Source organism: Pseudomonas sp. SJZ131, assembly GCF_007828705.1.
Lineage (GTDB): Bacteria > Pseudomonadota > Gammaproteobacteria > Pseudomonadales > Pseudomonadaceae > Aquipseudomonas > Aquipseudomonas prosekii.
The window spans coordinates 517,210-533,663 of sequence record NZ_VIVC01000002.1 but is presented as its reverse complement, the minus strand read 5'-3'; the positions used below and the strand labels follow the sequence as shown (position 1 = coordinate 533,663).

Annotated in this window: 14 protein-coding genes; all 14 read right to left on the bottom strand. The window is 59.1% G+C overall.

Going from position 1 to position 16,454, the window contains the following annotated elements:
• Positions 1-108 precede the first annotated feature (108 nt).
• The 14 genes from dnaE to pyrH all read right to left on the bottom strand — a co-directional run bounded on the left by dnaE (position 109) and on the right by pyrH (position 16,339).
• The gene (gene dnaE, locus FBY12_RS09225) at positions 109-3,630 is read right to left on the bottom strand and encodes a DNA polymerase III subunit alpha (protein WP_145252669.1); all 3,522 of its coding nucleotides are present in this window, start codon (positions 3,628-3,630) and stop codon (positions 109-111) included.
• A gap of 76 nt (positions 3,631-3,706) precedes the next feature.
• Positions 3,707-4,333, bottom strand: coding sequence for a ribonuclease HII (gene rnhB, locus FBY12_RS09220; RefSeq protein ID WP_121731100.1), 627 nt, complete (start codon positions 4,331-4,333; stop codon positions 3,707-3,709).
• A gap of 11 nt (positions 4,334-4,344) precedes the next feature.
• A complete protein-coding gene (gene lpxB, locus FBY12_RS09215; protein WP_092272427.1) occupies positions 4,345-5,475 on the bottom strand; it encodes a lipid-A-disaccharide synthase in 1,131 nt (376 codons plus the stop codon).
• 2 nt (positions 5,476-5,477) lie between these two features.
• A complete protein-coding gene (gene lpxA, locus FBY12_RS09210; RefSeq protein ID WP_092272430.1) occupies positions 5,478-6,254 on the bottom strand; it encodes an acyl-ACP--UDP-N-acetylglucosamine O-acyltransferase in 777 nt (258 codons plus the stop codon).
• On the bottom strand, positions 6,251-6,691 hold the full coding sequence (gene fabZ / locus FBY12_RS09205) for a 3-hydroxyacyl-ACP dehydratase FabZ (protein WP_017336708.1): 441 nt from the start codon (positions 6,689-6,691) through the stop codon (positions 6,251-6,253). Before fabZ ends, lpxA begins: the two co-directional genes overlap by 4 nt.
• A gap of 108 nt (positions 6,692-6,799) precedes the next feature.
• Positions 6,800-7,855 carry a UDP-3-O-(3-hydroxymyristoyl)glucosamine N-acyltransferase gene (lpxD, locus tag FBY12_RS09200; RefSeq protein ID WP_145252668.1) on the bottom strand — a complete coding sequence of 352 codons (1,056 nt, stop codon included), beginning with the start codon at positions 7,853-7,855 and terminating at the stop codon, positions 6,800-6,802.
• A gap of 3 nt (positions 7,856-7,858) precedes the next feature.
• Entirely contained in the window at positions 7,859-8,362 is a 504-nt protein-coding gene (locus tag FBY12_RS09195; protein WP_092272436.1) for an OmpH family outer membrane protein, read from the bottom strand.
• A gap of 45 nt (positions 8,363-8,407) precedes the next feature.
• Entirely contained in the window at positions 8,408-10,798 is a 2,391-nt protein-coding gene (gene bamA / locus FBY12_RS09190; RefSeq protein WP_121731103.1) for an outer membrane protein assembly factor BamA, read from the bottom strand.
• Positions 10,799-10,872: 74 nt separating this feature from the next.
• Positions 10,873-12,225, bottom strand: a complete 1,353-nt coding sequence (gene rseP, locus FBY12_RS09185; RefSeq protein ID WP_109503181.1) for a sigma E protease regulator RseP — start codon at positions 12,223-12,225, stop codon at positions 10,873-10,875.
• Positions 12,226-12,279: 54 nt separating this feature from the next.
• Positions 12,280-13,470, bottom strand: a complete 1,191-nt coding sequence (gene ispC, locus FBY12_RS09180; RefSeq protein WP_145252667.1) for a 1-deoxy-D-xylulose-5-phosphate reductoisomerase — start codon at positions 13,468-13,470, stop codon at positions 12,280-12,282.
• Positions 13,467-14,273, bottom strand: coding sequence for a phosphatidate cytidylyltransferase (locus FBY12_RS09175; RefSeq protein ID WP_145252666.1), 807 nt, complete (start codon positions 14,271-14,273; stop codon positions 13,467-13,469). Before FBY12_RS09175 ends, ispC begins: the two co-directional genes overlap by 4 nt.
• A complete protein-coding gene (gene uppS / locus FBY12_RS09170) occupies positions 14,273-15,028 on the bottom strand; it encodes a polyprenyl diphosphate synthase (protein WP_092272448.1) in 756 nt (251 codons plus the stop codon). Before uppS ends, FBY12_RS09175 begins: the two co-directional genes overlap by 1 nt.
• Before the next feature lie 13 nt (positions 15,029-15,041).
• Positions 15,042-15,599, bottom strand: coding sequence for a ribosome recycling factor (frr, locus tag FBY12_RS09165; RefSeq protein ID WP_145252665.1), 558 nt, complete (start codon positions 15,597-15,599; stop codon positions 15,042-15,044).
• Entirely contained in the window at positions 15,596-16,339 is a 744-nt protein-coding gene (gene pyrH / locus FBY12_RS09160; RefSeq protein ID WP_003172271.1) for a UMP kinase, read from the bottom strand. The genes frr and pyrH overlap by 4 nt, the downstream gene beginning before the upstream one ends.
• Positions 16,340-16,454: the final 115 nt, after the last annotated feature.

The window sequence follows — 16,454 nt, the reverse complement described above, 5'->3', positions numbered from 1 at the left end:
CTTGGGCCGGCCGGTTGTCTATTCGCGCCCTACCTTAAGGGAGAGGCGCGTTCAGGTCGAGATTAAAAATTCAGGTCGAGATCAGGCGTTGGTAATCGAGCCTGACCGTCAACGGTATTGGAGGAAGACGTTGTCTCGCCCGAACTGGTCACGCAAGGCTTGAATCAACGCATCCGCCGGGTCGATCCGCCAGGTCTCGCCGAACTGCAGCAAGGCCTTCGCATCGGGGCTGGTGTATTCCATGGTGATCGGGCACGCGCCGCGGTGACGCTTGAACAATTCACCCAACCAGCGTAGCTGATCGCCTTTCAAATCCTTGGTGTGCAGCTTCAGGCGCAGGCTTTCAGCGAGGTTGGTCCGCGCATCTTCCATGCTCATCACGCGTTTGACCCGCAAGCGCAAACCGCCGGAGAAGTCATCGTTGCTGACTTCGCCTTCGACCACCACCATCGCGTCGGTCTGCAACAGCGACTGCGCGGAATGGAACGCTTCGGCAAACAGCGACGCTTCGATCCGGCCGGAGCGGTCGTCGAGGGTGATGAAACCCATCTTGTCGCCCTTTTTGTTCTTCATCACTCGCAGTGCGATGATCATGCCGGCGACGGTCTGGGTATCGCGCGCCGGTTTCAGGTCGATGATGCGCTGGCGGGCAAAACGGCGAATCTCGCCTTCGTATTCGTCAATCGGGTGACCGGTCAGGTACAGGCCCAAGGTGTCTTTCTCACCTTTCAGGCGTTCCTTCAGAGTCAGCTCCTTGGCCTTGCGGTGGTTGGCATAAACGTCGGCGTCTTCTTCGACGAACAACCCGCCAAACAGGTCGGCGTGGCCGCTGTCGTGGGTGCGCGCGGTCTGCTCGGCGGCTTTGATCGCGCCTTCCATTGCGTTCAGCAACACCGCGCGGTTGCGGTCGATATTGGCCTGATAGGCTTTGGTTTCGTCATGGAAGTACGGCCCCAGACGATCCAGCGCACCGCTGCGGATCAGACCGTCGAGGGTACGTTTGTTAATGCGTTTGAGGTCGACCCGCGCGCAGAAGTCGAACAGGTCCTTGAACGGCCCGTCCTGACGCGCTTCGGTAATCGCTTCCACCGGACCTTCGCCGACACCCTTGATCGCGCCGAGGCCATAGATGATCCGGCCCTCGTCGTTCACCGTGAACTTGAATTCCGAAGTATTCACATCCGGCGCGTCGAGACGCAGCTTCATGGTGCGAATTTCTTCGATCAAGGTCACGACCTTGTCGGTGTTGTGCATGTCCGCCGACAGTACCGCAGCCATGAACGGCGCCGGGTAATGGGTTTTCAGCCATGCAGTCTGGTACGACACCAGACCATAAGCGGCGGAGTGAGACTTGTTGAAACCGTAACCGGCGAATTTTTCCACCAGGTCGAAAATGTTACCGGCAAGGTCGGCTTCGATATTGTTGGTCTTGCAACCTTCAATAAAACCGCCGCGCTGCTTGGCCATTTCTTCGGGTTTTTTCTTACCCATGGCGCGACGCAGCATGTCCGCACCGCCGAGGGTGTAACCGGCCATTACCTGGGCGATCTGCATCACCTGTTCTTGATACAGGATGATGCCGTAAGTCGGCGCCAATACTGGCTTGAGGCCTTCGTATTGATAATCCGAGTGCGGATACGCCAGCTCGGCGCGACCGTGCTTACGGTTGATAAAGTCGTCAACCATGCCCGATTGCAGCGGGCCCGGACGGAACAGAGCGACCAGTGCGATCAAGTCTTCCAGGCAGTCGGGCTTGAGCTTTTTGATCAGCTCTTTCATGCCGCGCGACTCGAGCTGGAACACCGCAGTTGTTTCAGCCTTTTGCAGCAACTGGTAAGTCGGCTTGTCATCCAGCGGAATGAACGCAATGTCCAGCGGCGGCTGATCGACTTTGGCGCGGTCGCGGTTGATGGTTTTCAGCGCCCAGTCGATCACCGTCAGCGTTCGCAGACCGAGGAAGTCGAACTTCACCAGGCCGGCCGCCTCGACGTCATCCTTGTCGAACTGGGTTACCAGACCGTCGCCGGCTTCGTCGCAATAGATCGGCGAGAAGTCAGTCAGTTTGGTCGGCGCGATCACCACACCACCGGCGTGTTTACCGACGTTACGCACAACGCCTTCGAGCTTGCGTGCCATGTCCCAGATTTCCGCGGCTTCTTCATCGACCTTGATGAAGTCGCGGAGGATTTCTTCCTGCTCGTAGGCTTTTTCCAGGGTCATGCCGACTTCGAACGGAATCATCTTCGACAGGCGATCCGCCAAGCCGTAGGACTTGCCCTGCACCCGCGCCACGTCACGGACCACAGCCTTGGCCGCCATCGAACCGAAGGTGATGATCTGGCTGACCGCGTTGCGACCGTATTTTTCGGCCACGTATTCGATCACGCGGTCCCGGCCATCCATGCAGAAGTCGACGTCGAAGTCGGGCATCGAGACCCGTTCCGGGTTAAGGAAACGTTCGAACAGCAGGTCATATTCCAGCGGGTCGAGGTCGGTAATCTTCTGCACATAGGCCACCAGCGACCCGGCACCCGATCCACGCCCCGGTCCTACTGGCACGCCGTTGCTTTTGGCCCACTGGATAAAGTCCATAACGATCAGGAAGTAACCGGGGAAGCCCATCTGGATGATGATATCCAGCTCGAAATTCAGCCGGTCGACGTAGACCTGACGCTTGGTTTCGTAGTCTTCGGTGGTGTCCTTGGGCAGCAGCACGCTAAGGCGATCTTCCAGGCCATCGAACGACACCTTGCGGAAATACTCGTCGATGGTCATGCCATCGGGGATCGGGAAGTTGGGCAGGAAGTGCTTGCCGAGCTTCACTTCGATGTTGCAGCGCTTCGCGATCTCGACCGTGTTGGCCAGCGCCTCGGGAATATCGCTGAACAGCTCAGCCATTTCCTCGGCACTTTTCAGGTATTGCTGATCGCTGTAATTCTTCGAACGCCGCGGATCGTCGAGGGCGCGGCCCTCACCGATGCAGACGCGGGTTTCGTGCGCCTCGAAATCTTCCTGCTTGATGAAGCGCACATCGTTGGTCGCCACCAGCGGCGCGCCGATTTTCTCGGCCAGGGCCACGGCGCCGTGCAATTGTTCTTCGTCATTGGGGCGGCTGGTGCGCTGGATTTCCAGGTAAAAACGGTCCGGGAACACCGCCATCCATTCCCGCGCGAGTTTTTCCGCTTCGGCCGGGTTGCCGCCGAGCATGGCCAGGCCGATCTCGCCCTCCTTGGCCGCCGACAGCATGATCAAGCCTTGGCTCGCTTCGGCCACCCACTCGCGCTCGATGATGATCGAGCCATTACGCTGACCGTCGATAAACCCGCGCGAGATCAGTTCAGTGAGGTTGCGATAACCGACGCCGTTCATCGCCAGCAGGCTGATCCGGCTCAGCGCGTTGTCCGGATCCTTGTTCGACAGCCACAGGTCGGCGCCGCAGATAGGCTTGATGCCTGCGCCCATGGCAGCTTTATAGAATTTGACCAGCGAACACATGTTGTTCTGGTCGGTGACCGCAACGGCAGGCATGTTCATGCCGACCAAGGTCTTGACCAGCGGTTTGATCCGCACCAGACCGTCGACCAGGGAATATTCAGTGTGCAGGCGTAGGTGAACGAATGAAGCCGGCATGGTGATCCTGCGTTATGTCATGAAAACAACAAGGCCCGGATTGTACCGGGCCTTGGAAAAAACATCAGCCTTGCGACTAAATCACAATCAGGTTTTCCCGCGCCTCGTACGCCAAACGCACCGGGGCGAACGAGCGTCGGTGAATCGGCGTCGGTCCGAGACGGGCCAGCGCTTCCAGATGAACGGGCGTCGGGTAGCCTTTGTGGCCGCCCATTCCGTAACCCGGATAGATCAATTCGAACGCGGCCATCTCGCGGTCGCGGCTGACCTTGGCCAGAATCGATGCCGCAGCAATCGCCGGGACCTTGCCGTCGCCCTGCACCACCGCTTCGGCGCGCATCGACAATTTGGGGCAGCGGTTGCCGTCGATCATCGCCAGTTTCGGCTGAATGTGCAGGCCTTCGATAGCGCGTTGCATGGCCAGCATGGTGGCGTGGAGGATGTTCAGTTCGTCGATTTCTTCGACTTCAGCGCGAGCGATGCACCAGCTCAGCGCCTTCTCGCAGATTTCGTCGTAGAGCTTTTCGCGGCGCGCTTCGGTGAGCTTCTTCGAATCATTGAGGCCGATGATCGGTCGCATCGGATCAAGGATCACCGCAGCGGTGACCACGGCGCCGCACAGCGGACCGCGACCGACTTCGTCAACTCCGGCAACCAAATCCACGGCTTCTGCAACCAAAGTGAAATCCAGCCCCATTTGCATGCTTGTCTTACTCATTGTATTTCGCCGATCAGTTTTAGCACGGCGTCCGCCGCCTGGTTGGAGGCGTCCAGACGAAGGGTGCGGTGAATCTCGTCGAAACCGCGAGTCTGCTCCTCGCCGCCCTCGATCAATGGCGACAAGGTCTGGGCCAGCGCTTCGACCGTCGCATCGTCCTGTAACAACTCCGGGACCAACAGGCGCTGGGCTAGCAAGTTGGGCAGCGAGACGTAAGGACTTTTGACCATGCGCTTGAGAATCCAGAACGTCAGCGGCGCCAAGCGATACGCAACGACCATCGGCCGTTTGTACAGCAACGCTTCAAGCGTCGCCGTGCCGGAAGCGATCAACACCGCGTCGCAGGCCGCCAGCGCCAGATGGGATTTGCCGTCGAGCAATGTCAGCGGCAGATCGCGCCCGGCCAGCAGTTCTTCGAGTTGCGCGCGGCGTTCGGGGTTGGCGCACGGCACCACAAAACGCACACCGGGGCGCAATGCGCGCAAACGCTGGGCGGTATCGAGGAACAGCGCACCGAGACGCCCGACTTCACCGCCGCGACTGCCCGGCATCAGCGCCACTAACGGCCCGTCCGGCAAACCGAGTTCGGCGCGCGCGGCGGCGCGGTCGGCTTGCAGCGGAATCGCATCGGCCAGCGAGTGCCCGACGAAACGCACCGGCACGCCCTTCTCTTCGTAGAATTTGGCTTCGAACGGAAACAGCGTCAGCATCAAGTCGCAGCCTTCGCGAATCTTCAACACGCGCTTCTGCCGCCATGCCCACACCGACGGGCTGACGTAATGCACGGTTTTGATCCCGGCCTGACGCAGCTTCAGTTCGATGTTGAGGTTGAAGTCCGGCGCATCGATGCCGATGAACACGTCCGGCTTCTCAGCGATCAGGTCGGCGACCAGTTTCTTGCGCCGCGCGAGCAACTCGCGCAAGCGGCCGAGCACTTCCACCAGGCCCATGACCGACAGCCGTTCCATCGGGAAGTACGAGGTCAGGCCTTCAGCCTGCATCAACGGGCCACCGACGCCGATGAACTCCACCGCCGGGTGCTGTGCCTTGAGAGCACGCATCAAACCGGCGCCCAGAATGTCACCGGAAGCCTCACCCGCTACCAGCGCAATACGCAAATTAGCCATGATTAACGAGTGATGCCGCGAGTCGAAGACTGGATGGAATCACGGAATACCGCGACTTCCGGGAACTGTGCCGAAGGTTCGGACAGTTCGGCGAGCGCCTGGTCAACCGTCAGGCCCTGGCGGTAAACCACCTTGTAGGCGCGACGCAAGGCGTGGATGGCGTCCTCGCTGAAACCGCGACGGCGCATGCCTTCGAAGTTCATGCTGCGGGCTTCGGCAGGGTTGCCGAACACCGTGACATACGCGGGAACGTCTTTGCCGATGGCGGTGCCCATACCGGAAAAGCTGTGGGCGCCGATGTGGCAATACTGGTGAACCAGGGTGAAACCGGAAAGGATCGCCCAGTCGTCAACGTGCACATGGCCAGCCAGCGCGGTGTTGTTGACCAGAATGCAGTGGTTGCCGATCACGCTGTCGTGGCCGATGTGCGCATAGGCCATCACCAGGTTGTGATCACCGAGGGTGGTTTCGGCGCGGTCCTGCACAGTGCCACGGTGAATCGTCACGCCTTCACGGATGACGTTGTGGTCACCGATGACCAGGCGGGTTTCTTCACCCTTGTATTTCAGATCGGGCGTGTCCTCACCTACCGAGGAAAACTGGTAAATGCGGTTGTGCTTGCCGATGCGGGTCGGGCCTTTAAGAATTACATGCGGCCCGATCACTGTCCCCTCGCCGATTTCCACACCTGCGCCGACGATCGACCATGGGCCGACCTCGACACCCTCAGCCAGTACGGCTGTCGGATCGATGATTGCGCGAGGGTCAATCAAACTCATAGTTTGCGTTCCGCGCAGATGATTTCAGCGGAGCAGACTGGTTTGCCGTCGACCGAAGCCTGGCACTCGAACTTCCAGATCTGGCGCTTGCAGCTGATGAAACGGGCTTCGAGGATCAACTGATCGCCGGGGGTGACAGGCTGGCGAAAACGCAGCTTGTCGGAGCCGACGAAGTAGTAAAGCGTGCCGTCAGCTGGCTTCACGTCGAGCATTTTGAAGCCAAGGATACCGGCAGCCTGAGCCATTGCTTCGATGATCAGTACGCCCGGCATGATTGGATGCGCAGGGAAGTGACCATTGAAGAACGGCTCGTTGATGCTGACATTCTTGTAGGCGCGAATGCGCTTGCCTTCCACATCCAGTTCCACGACCCGGTCCACCAACAGGAACGGGTAACGGTGAGGCAGGTATTCGCGAATCTCGTTGATGTCCATCATTTCGGGGGGAAGCCTATGTAAAGATTGGGAGCGCGCGACTGACGCGCACCCCTCTAGCAAATCAAGGAGGCAGTCTAGCGGCTGTGCACACTTGATATGGAAATGGTATCAGCCATCTGATGAAGCATTATCGCCAGGGGTCACGTCCCCTACTCGCTTTTCCAACTGTCGCAGACGCCGCGCGATGTCATCGAGCTGACGGATGCGTGCCGCGCTTTTGCGCCACTCGGCAGCCGGCTGCATGGCTGTCCCGGAAGAATAGGAACCCGGCTCGGTAATCGAGTGGGTCACCATGGTCATCCCGGTCAGGAAAACGTTGTCGCAAATCTCGATATGCCCCACCAGCCCGACACCGCCGGCGAGCATGCAATGCTTGCCGATCTTGGTGCTGCCGGAGATGCCCACGCACGCCGCCATGGCGGTGTGATCACCGACCTGGACGTTGTGCGCGATCTGGATCTGGTTGTCGAGCTTCACACCATTGCCCAGCACGGTATCGGCCAGCGCCCCGCGATCGATAGCGGTGTTGACGCCAATCTCGACGTCGTCACCGACAAGCACGCCGCCAATCTGCGCGATCTTCTGCCACACGCCTTTCTCGTTGGCGAAACCGAAACCTTCGCCACCGAGCACGGCGCCCGACTGAATCACCACGCGTTTGCCAATGCGCACGTCGTGGTACAGCGTGACCCGCGGAGCCAGCCAACCGCCCTCGCCAATCTCGCAGCGCGCGCCGATGAAGCAATGCGCGCCAACGGTGACACCCGCCGCAATCCGAGCGCCGCTTTCGATCACCGCAAACGCACCGATGCTCGCCGCCGGGTCAACCACCGCGTCCGCCGCAATCACTGCCGTCGGATGAACACCGGCAGCCGCTTTGGGTTTGGGGTCGAACAGATGGGAGATGCGCGCGTACGCCAGATACGGGTCAGGCACGATCAGCACGTTACCGGCAAAACCTTCGGCATCAGCAGCCTTCAGCAACAGTGCTGCAGCCTTGCTGTCCGCGAGGTATTTACGGTATTGAGGATTTGCCAGAAAGCTCAACTGAGCTGGGCCAGCCTCTTGCAAAGTGGCTAGCCCAGTAATTTCCTTCTCCGCGTCGCCACTCAGGGTGGCGCCGAGGAACTCGGCCAATTGGCCGAGCTTTATAGTCGCTGTCATGGATTACTTCAGCTGATTCATGCGCTCGATAACCTGGCGAGTGATGTCGTACTGAGGTTTGACATCAATCACTGCGCCACGCTCGAAGACCAGGTCAAAAGCACCTTTCTTGATGACTTCTTCCACAGCACTGTCCAGTTTTGGCTTCAGCTGCTTCAGCATTTCACGGTCAGCAACGGCTTTGGCTTCGTTCAGTTCCTTGGACTGGAACTGGAAGTCGCGGGCCTTTTGCTTGAATTCAAGCTCCAGACGCTCACGCTCGCCTTGCTGCATCTTGTCGCCACCGGCAACCAGACGGTCCTGAATACCTTTGGCACTGCTTTCCAGGGTTTTCAGTTTGCTCAGCTGTGGGCCGAACTTCTTCTCGGCGTCGACGGCGTATTTTTTCGCCGCGTCGGATTCGAGCAGAGCCATCTGATAATTCAGAACGGCGATTTTCATGTCGGCAAAAGCCGGGCCTGCAACCAGTACGGTCGCCAGGAGAACCAATTGAGTCAACTTACGCACGATGCACTCCTACAAAATCCATTGTCGTTATCTTGGGTCAGACGCTTAGAACGTCTGGCCGAGGGAGAATTGGAACACTTGAGTTTCAGCGTCATCCGGTTTCTTGATCGGCATGGCCAACGCGAAGCTCAGAGGACCCAGTGCGGTGACCCAGGTCACGCCGACACCGACGGAGCTGGCGACGTTGCTCAGGCTGATGTCGTTGCACTCGGTTTGAGCGCTGGTGCCGACATTGGCGTTGGTCGTCTTGTCGCACTTGGAATCGAATACGTTACCCACGTCCCAGAAGACCGAAGTCCGCAGGGAACGCTGATCCTTGACGAATGGCAGCGGGAACAACACCTCGACACCACCCTGGATGAGGACGTTGCCACCGAACGGCAGTGGATCCTGATCCGGGTCGCGCAGAGTGCCAGTGTTACCAGTCACGCCAGCACCACGGCTCGGCGTACTGCGCGGGCCAAGAGTACTGTCCTTGAAACCACGAACCGAGTTGAAACCACCAGCATAGTAGTTTTCATAGAACGGCAAGCCATCGGTCGAACCGTAGCCGTCGCCGTAACCCAATTCAGTGTGCAGACGCACGGTGTAGTTTTCAGTGATCGGCTGGAACAGCTGACCGCGGTAATCAAGTTTGAAGAACGACAGGTCGCTGCCCGGCGTGGTGGTTTCCAGAGTCAGGCTCTGGGAATGGCCACGGGTTGCCAGCACACCTTTGTTCAACGTCGATTCGGACCAGCCGGCAGACGCCTTGAAGTTGAGGTAGTTATCGCCTTCCTGGTTCACGAAGTCGAAGATCTCATCAACGGTGTATTGACCGGTCTTGATCTTGTCCTGTTGCGCAGTCAGGCCGAAGGTCAGGCGCGACGTTTCGCTGATCGGGTAGCCGACGCTGACGCCAGCACCCAGGCTGTCTACCGCATAGCTTGCTACATCGACGTCGAGGTCTTTGTAGTCAGTGGTGCGATAGAAAGCGTTGTAACCCAGGCTCACACCATCAGCAGTCCAGTACGGATCGACATAGCTGAAGTTGTAACGGCTCTGGTATTCGCTGCGGGTCAGACCGACGCTGACCTTGTTACCCGAACCGAGGAAGTTGTTCTGGGTGATCGAACCACCGAGGATCAGACCGGCACTCTGGGCGAAACCGACACTGGCGGTAATCGAACCGGAAGCCTGCTCTTCCACGCTGTAGTTCACGTCAACCTGGTCATCCACGCCCGGTACGGCCGGCGTTTCGACGTTGACTTCTTTAAAGAAGCCCAGACGCTCAAGACGGGTTTTCGATTGGTCGATCAGGTAGGTCGAAGCCCAGCCGCCTTCCATCTGACGCATTTCACGACGCAGCACTTCGTCTTCGGACTTGGTGTTGCCACGGAAGTTGATGCGGTTCACGTAGGCACGCTTGCCTGGATCAACGGCGAAGGTGATGTCTACGGTGTTGTCTTCTTCGTGCGGCTGAGGCACGCCGTTGACGTTGGCGAAGGTGTAACCCTCGTTACCGAGACGACGGGTGATCAGTTCGGAAGTGGTGGTCATCAGCTTGCGCGAGAACACCTGGCCTTTCTGCACCAGCAGCAGGGACTTGACCTGATCTTCAGGCACTTTCAGGTCACCGCTCAGTTTCACGTCGCGAACGGTGTACTTCTCGCCTTCGCTGACGTTAACGGTGATGTAGACATGTTTCTTGTCCGGGGTGATGGACACCTGGGTCGAAGCGATATCCATGTTGATATAGCCGCGGTCCAGGTAGTAGGAGCGCAGACGCTCCAGGTCACCGGAGAGTTTTTCACGAGCGTACTTGTCATCGTTCTTGAAGAACGACAGCCAGTTGGTGGTCTTGAGTTCGAACAGGTCGATCAGGTCGTCGTCGGCGAATACCGTGTTACCCACCACGTTGATGTGCTGGATGGCGGCAACGGTGCCTTCGTTGATGTTGACCTTCAACGCGACGCGGTTACGCGGCTGCGCCACCACTTCGGTGTCGACAGTGGCCGAGTAACGACCCTGGGCAACGTACTGACGTTGCAGTTCGTTACGCACACCTTCGAGGGTGGCACGCTGGAAGATCTCGCCTTCGGAGAGGCCGGATTGTTTCAGGCCCTTCATCAGGTCTTCAGTGGAGATGGCCTTGTTACCCTCGATCTCGATACTGGCGACCGACGGACGCTCGACTACCGTGATAACGAGGACATTGCCTTCGCGACCCAGCTGGATATCTTGAAAGAACCCGGTTTTGAACAACGCACGAGTGGATTCCACCAGGCGACGATCGTCCGCCTGCTCACCGACGTTCAACGGCAAGGCACCAAAGACACTACCCGCGGAGACCCGCTGGAGGCCATTGACGCGAATATCAGAGATAGTGAAGGACTCGGCGTGAACTTCGGCGATCATCAATACGGTGAGAACCGCAGTTAGCAGCAGACGTTTCATGAAGTCCTTTCTTATTCCAACTGGCAATAAACAAACTGCCGCAAAATGCGGCAGATTCGCAATTCAGCGAAGCGTTACAGTCGACCCAGATCATTGACCAGAGCAAGCAACATCACCCCGACCACCAAACTGATACCGATCTGTATCCCCCAACCCTGCACCCGATCCGACAGGGGGCGACCACGCACCCACTCGATCAGATAAAACAACAAATGTCCCCCATCCAGTACAGGAATGGGCAACAAATTCAGAACCCCCAGGCTAATACTCAGATAAGCAAGGAAATTCAGGAAATCAGCGACACCCGACTGGGCAGAAGCGCCCGCCACTTTAGCAATGGTTATCGGTCCACTCAAGTTTTTTACCGAGAGCTCGCCGAACAACATTTTCTTCAGCGAATCGAGGGTCAGTACGCTCATGGTCCAAGTGCGTCGAGCACCCTCGCCAATTGCTGCCACGGGACCGTAACTGACCTCGCGAATCATCTCTGGTGGCCAATCGACTGCTTTTACCCCGGCGCCCAGATAACCCGTGGCTGCCTTGCTGCTGCCGCGTGCCGCGAGCGTCACAGGGACGTCGATTTGAGCACCATCGCGCTCGACGCGCAGCATGATTTTGGTATCAGGATGAATACGTACCGTGTCGACCACCTGTTGCCAGTCGTCCAGCGGTTTGCCATCGAGCGCCAGCAGACGGTCGCCGGTTTTCAGACCTGCGGCTTGCGCCGGGCCTTTCGAATCGAGTTCGGCAAGGATCGGTGGAATCGCCGGACGCCATGGACGAATGCCCAGCGAGCGAATCGGATCAGGCTCATCTGCGCCTTTCAGCCACTGTTCCAGCACCAGCTCACGCGGCGTATCAGCGGTAGAACCCTGCTCGCGCACCAGCAACTGCAAGGTGCCACTCTCGCCGAGGCGACGCACCAGTTGCAAATTGACCGCACCCCAACCGGAGGTCGGTTCGCCGTCGATGGCGACGATTTCCTGGTTCGGGCCGAGGCCGGCCTTGGCAGCGATGCTGCCCGACTCGACCGCGCCGATGACCGGCCGGATCTGCTCGCTGCCGAGCATGGCCAGCAACCAGAAGAACACCATTGCCAGGAGAAAGTTGGCGATCGGCCCCGCAGAAACGATGGCGATACGCTGACGCACGGATTTGCGGTTGAACGATTGATCGATCTGATCGAGCGGCACTTCGCCTTCACGCTCGTCGAGCATCTTCACGTAGCCGCCGAGCGGAATGGCAGCGAGGACAAATTCGGTGCCTTGCTTGTCGTGCCAGCGCAGCAACGGCATGCCGAAGCCGACGGAGAAGCGCAGCACTTTGACCCCACAGCGACGCGCGACCCAGAAGTGGCCGAATTCGTGGAAGGTGACCAGCACGCCCAGGGCTACCAGGGTGCCGACAATCATATAGAGCGCGCTCATCTACTTTCTCCGCAATCCTATCCAGTGCTGCATTGGGCCAACGTCCTGCAACACTTATCGCCCGTGACGACTCAACCACTGCTCGGCCAGCAAACGCGCCTTGGCGTCTGCGGTGAATACCGTCTCAAGATCATTCACCGCAACCACAGGCTCCAGATTCAAGACGTCCTCGATGATACTCGCGATTTCCGGGTAACGAACCCGTCCGTCGAGAAACGCCGCGACCGCCACTTCATTCGCCGCATTCAGCATCGCCGGCGCGCTATCGCCCGACTCCGCCGCCAGCCGTGCCAGACGCAGGCACGGGAAGCGCTCTTCGTCGGGGGCCTGAAAATCCAGGCGGGCGATGGCAAACAGATCCAGCGGGGCAACGCCTGAATCAATCCTTTCCGGCCACGCCAAGGCGTTGGCAATCGGTGTGCGCATGTCCGGATTACCCAACTGCGCCAGCACCGAACCATCGACATAATCGACCAGCGAATGGATCACGCTCTGCGGATGAATCACCACTTCGACCTGCGATGGCTTGGCATCGAACAACCAGCAGGCTTCGATCAATTCGAGGCCTTTGTTCATCATGCTGGCCGAATCGACCGAAATCTTGCGCCCCATAGACCAGTTCGGGTGCGCGCACGCCTGATCAGGGGACACATGCTCCAACTCTGCCATCGGCGTCTGTCGGAACGGTCCGCCAGAGGCTGTAAGTAAAATCCGACGCACGCCGACCGCACCCAGACCGCGGGCGAAATCATTCGGCATGCACTGGAAAATCGCATTGTGCTCGCTGTCGATTGGCAACAGCACCGAGCCGCTTTTGCGCACAGCCTGCATGAACAAGGCGCCGGACATCACCAGCGCTTCCTTGTTGGCCAGCAGAATCTTCTTGCCGGCCTCGACCGCCGCCAGGGTCGGACGCAAGCCCGCCGCACCGACGATGGCCGCCATTACCGCGTCGACTTCAGGGTCGGCGGCGACCTGACACAGGCCCTCCTCCCCCACCAGCACACGCGTCGGCAACCCGGCCGCGCGCAAGTCGTCTTGCAAACCACGCGCGGCCGCCAGTTGCGGGACCACGGCAAAACGCGGCGTGTGCCGCACGCACAACGCCAGTAACTCACTGATGCGCGAGAAGCCGCTCAAGGCAAAAACCTGATAACGCTCGGGATGACGCGCAATCACGTCCAGGGTGCTCAGGCCAATCGAGCCAGTCGCGCCGAGGACGGTAATCTGCTGCGGACGGCTCACGGTGCCGCCATCCACAACAGCACCGCGAACACTGGAACGGCTGCGGTCAAGCTGTCGATACGATCAAGCACACCGCCGTGACCTGGCAGCAAATTACTGCTGTCCTTGATCCCGGACTGACGCTTGAACATGCTTTCGGTGAGGTCGCCCACGACCGAAATGAACACGATCAACGCCGCGCCAAGCAGGCCTTTAAGCAGTTCCGCCACGGTCCAGTCGCGCACCAGGCCGACCACCAGCGTAATCACCAGGCTCAGCGCGAGGCCGCCATAGACGCCTTCCCAGCTTTTGCCCGGGCTGACTTGCGGCGCCAGTTTGCGTTTACCGAACTTGCGCCCGGAAAAGTAAGCACCAATGTCAGCGCCCCAGACCAGCACCATCACCGCCATGATCAGCCAGTTGCCCAACGGGTACTGTTTGATCTGGACCAGACCTTGCCAGGCTGGCAACAGGATCAACAGGCCGATGACCAGTTTGCACGCGGCGCTGGACCAATGGCCGGTGGTGCTCGGGTAAGTCAGCACCAGATAGGTTGCCACCGCCCACCACAGCACCGCGGCGCCCAGCACCCAAGGGGCGAGGCCGGGCACCAGGTGCATGATCAGCAGCATCAGCGCGACGACTGCCGCATAACCGACGCGAACCGATTGTTCCGCGAAACCTGCCAGACGCGCCCACTCCCAGGCACCAAGGGTCACGACCAGCCCGATGAACAGGGCAAAACCGGAACCTTCGAGCAGGAAAAACCCGCACAGGGCAATCGGCAGCAGGATCAGCGCAGTGATGATTCGTTGTTTAAGCATTAAACCCGGGCTCCAGACTCGACCTGCTCGCTCGTTTTACCGAAGCGACGCTGACGAGAAGCGAAATCGGCCAGCGCAGTGCGCATGGCGTCGTGTTTGAAGTCCGGCCAGAACAGGTCGGAGAAGTACAACTCGGCGTAAGCCAGTTGCCATAGCAGGAAGTTGCTGATGCGGTGTTCACCGCCGGTACGAATGCACAAGTCCGGCAATGGCAGGTCGCCAGTCGCCAGACAGGTTTGCAGCAGTTCCGGGGTAATGTCTTCCGGGCGCAGATGCCCGGCCTGAACTTCCCGCGCCAGACGCTGCGCGGCTTGCGCGATATCCCACTGACCGCCGTAGTTGGCGGCGATCTGCAGAATAAAGCGGTTGGAGCCGGCAGTAATGGCCTCGGCTTCACGCATGGCAGCTTGCAGCTCGGGATGGAAACGCGAACGGTCGCCGATGATCCGCAGGCATATGTTGTTGTCGTTGAGGCGCTTGGCCTCACGACGCAACGCCTTGAAGAACAGGTCCATCAAGGCGCTGACCTCATCGGCAGGGCGCTGCCAGTTTTCACTGGAGAAGGCGAACAGGGTCAGCACTTCGACCTTGGCCTCGGCGCACACCTCGATCACCGCCCGTACCGCATCCACACCCGCTTTATGCCCGGCGACACCCGGCATAAAGCGTTTCTTCGCCCAGCGATTGTTACCATCCATGATGATCGCGACATGGCGCGGCACCGCGGACGGCGCAGTCTGCTTGGTCTTATCCATGAAAACGCGACCCTTATACGGCCATCAGGTCCGCTTCTTTTTGCTTGGTCGCCGCGTCGATGTCGGCCTCAGCCTTGTCGGTGAGCTTCTGGATATCGGAAGCGGCACGACGTTCTTCGTCTTCGCTGATTTCCTTGTCCTTGACCAGTTTCTTCAGCTCGCCCAACGCATCGCGACGGATGTTGCGCACGGCAACGCGCGCGTCTTCCGCTGCGCTGCGAGCCTGCTTGGTGAAGCCCTTGCGGGTTTCTTCGGTCAGGGCTGGCATGGAGATCAGCAGCAACTCGCCCAGGTTGGTCGGGTTGAGGTTCAAACCGGCGCTCTGGATCGCTTTGTCGACAGCGGCGAGCATGTTGCGCTCGAATGCCACGACTTGCAGGGTACGGGAGTCTTTTACGGTGATGTTGGCCACTTGAGTGATGGAAGTGTCTGTGCCGTAGTACGGCACCATCACGCTGCCCAGAATGCTTGGGTGAGCCTTGCCGGTACGGATCTGGCCGAACGCGTGCGCCAGAGAGTCCAGGGATTTTTGCATGCGCTCTTGAGCGTCTTTCTTGATTTCGTTGATCATTGTTGGCCTTCCTCGATCAGGGTCCCTTCAGCGCCGCCGTGCACAATGTTCAGCAGGGCGCCGGGCTTGTTCATGTTAAATACGCGCAACGGCATCTTGTGGTCGCGGCACAGGCAAATAGCGGTCAGGTCCATCACGCCCAGCTTGCGATCCAGTACTTCATCGTAAGTCAGATGATCGAACTTCTCGGCATGCGGGTCTTTGAATGGGTCAGCGGTGTAGACGCCATCGACCTTGGTCGCCTTGAGCACGACATCGGCATCGATTTCGATTGCACGCAGGCACGCTGCCGAATCCGTGGTGAAGAACGGATTGCCTGTACCGGCCGCGAAAATAACCACTTCCTTGGCGTTCAGGTGACGCATGGCCTTGCGGCGATCGTAGTGATCGGTCACGCCAACCATGGAAATGGCCGACATCACGATAGCCGAGATATTGGCACGTTCCAGCGCATCGCGCATGGCCAGGGCGTTCATCACAGTGGCCAGCATGCCCATGTGGTCGCCGGTTACCCGATCCATGCCGGCCGCGCTCAGCGCTGCCCCGCGAAACAGGTTGCCGCCGCCGATCACCAGACCGACCTGCACACCGATGCCGACCAATTGGCCCACTTCCAGCGCCATGCGATCCAGAACTTTCGGGTCAATCCCGAACTCTTCCGAGCCCATCAGGGCCTCGCCGCTAAGCTTGAGTAGAATGCGTTTATAGCGAGCCTGATAACCACTGCCCTGCTGAGCCATTGCGAATCTCTCCTGCGGCGTATTTTAAAAATTCTTTGCGAGCTGTTTACAGCTGGCGTTCACTCTAGCTTGGCGCTGCTTCAGCGCCATCGGAACATGGCTTTGTAAGCCAGTT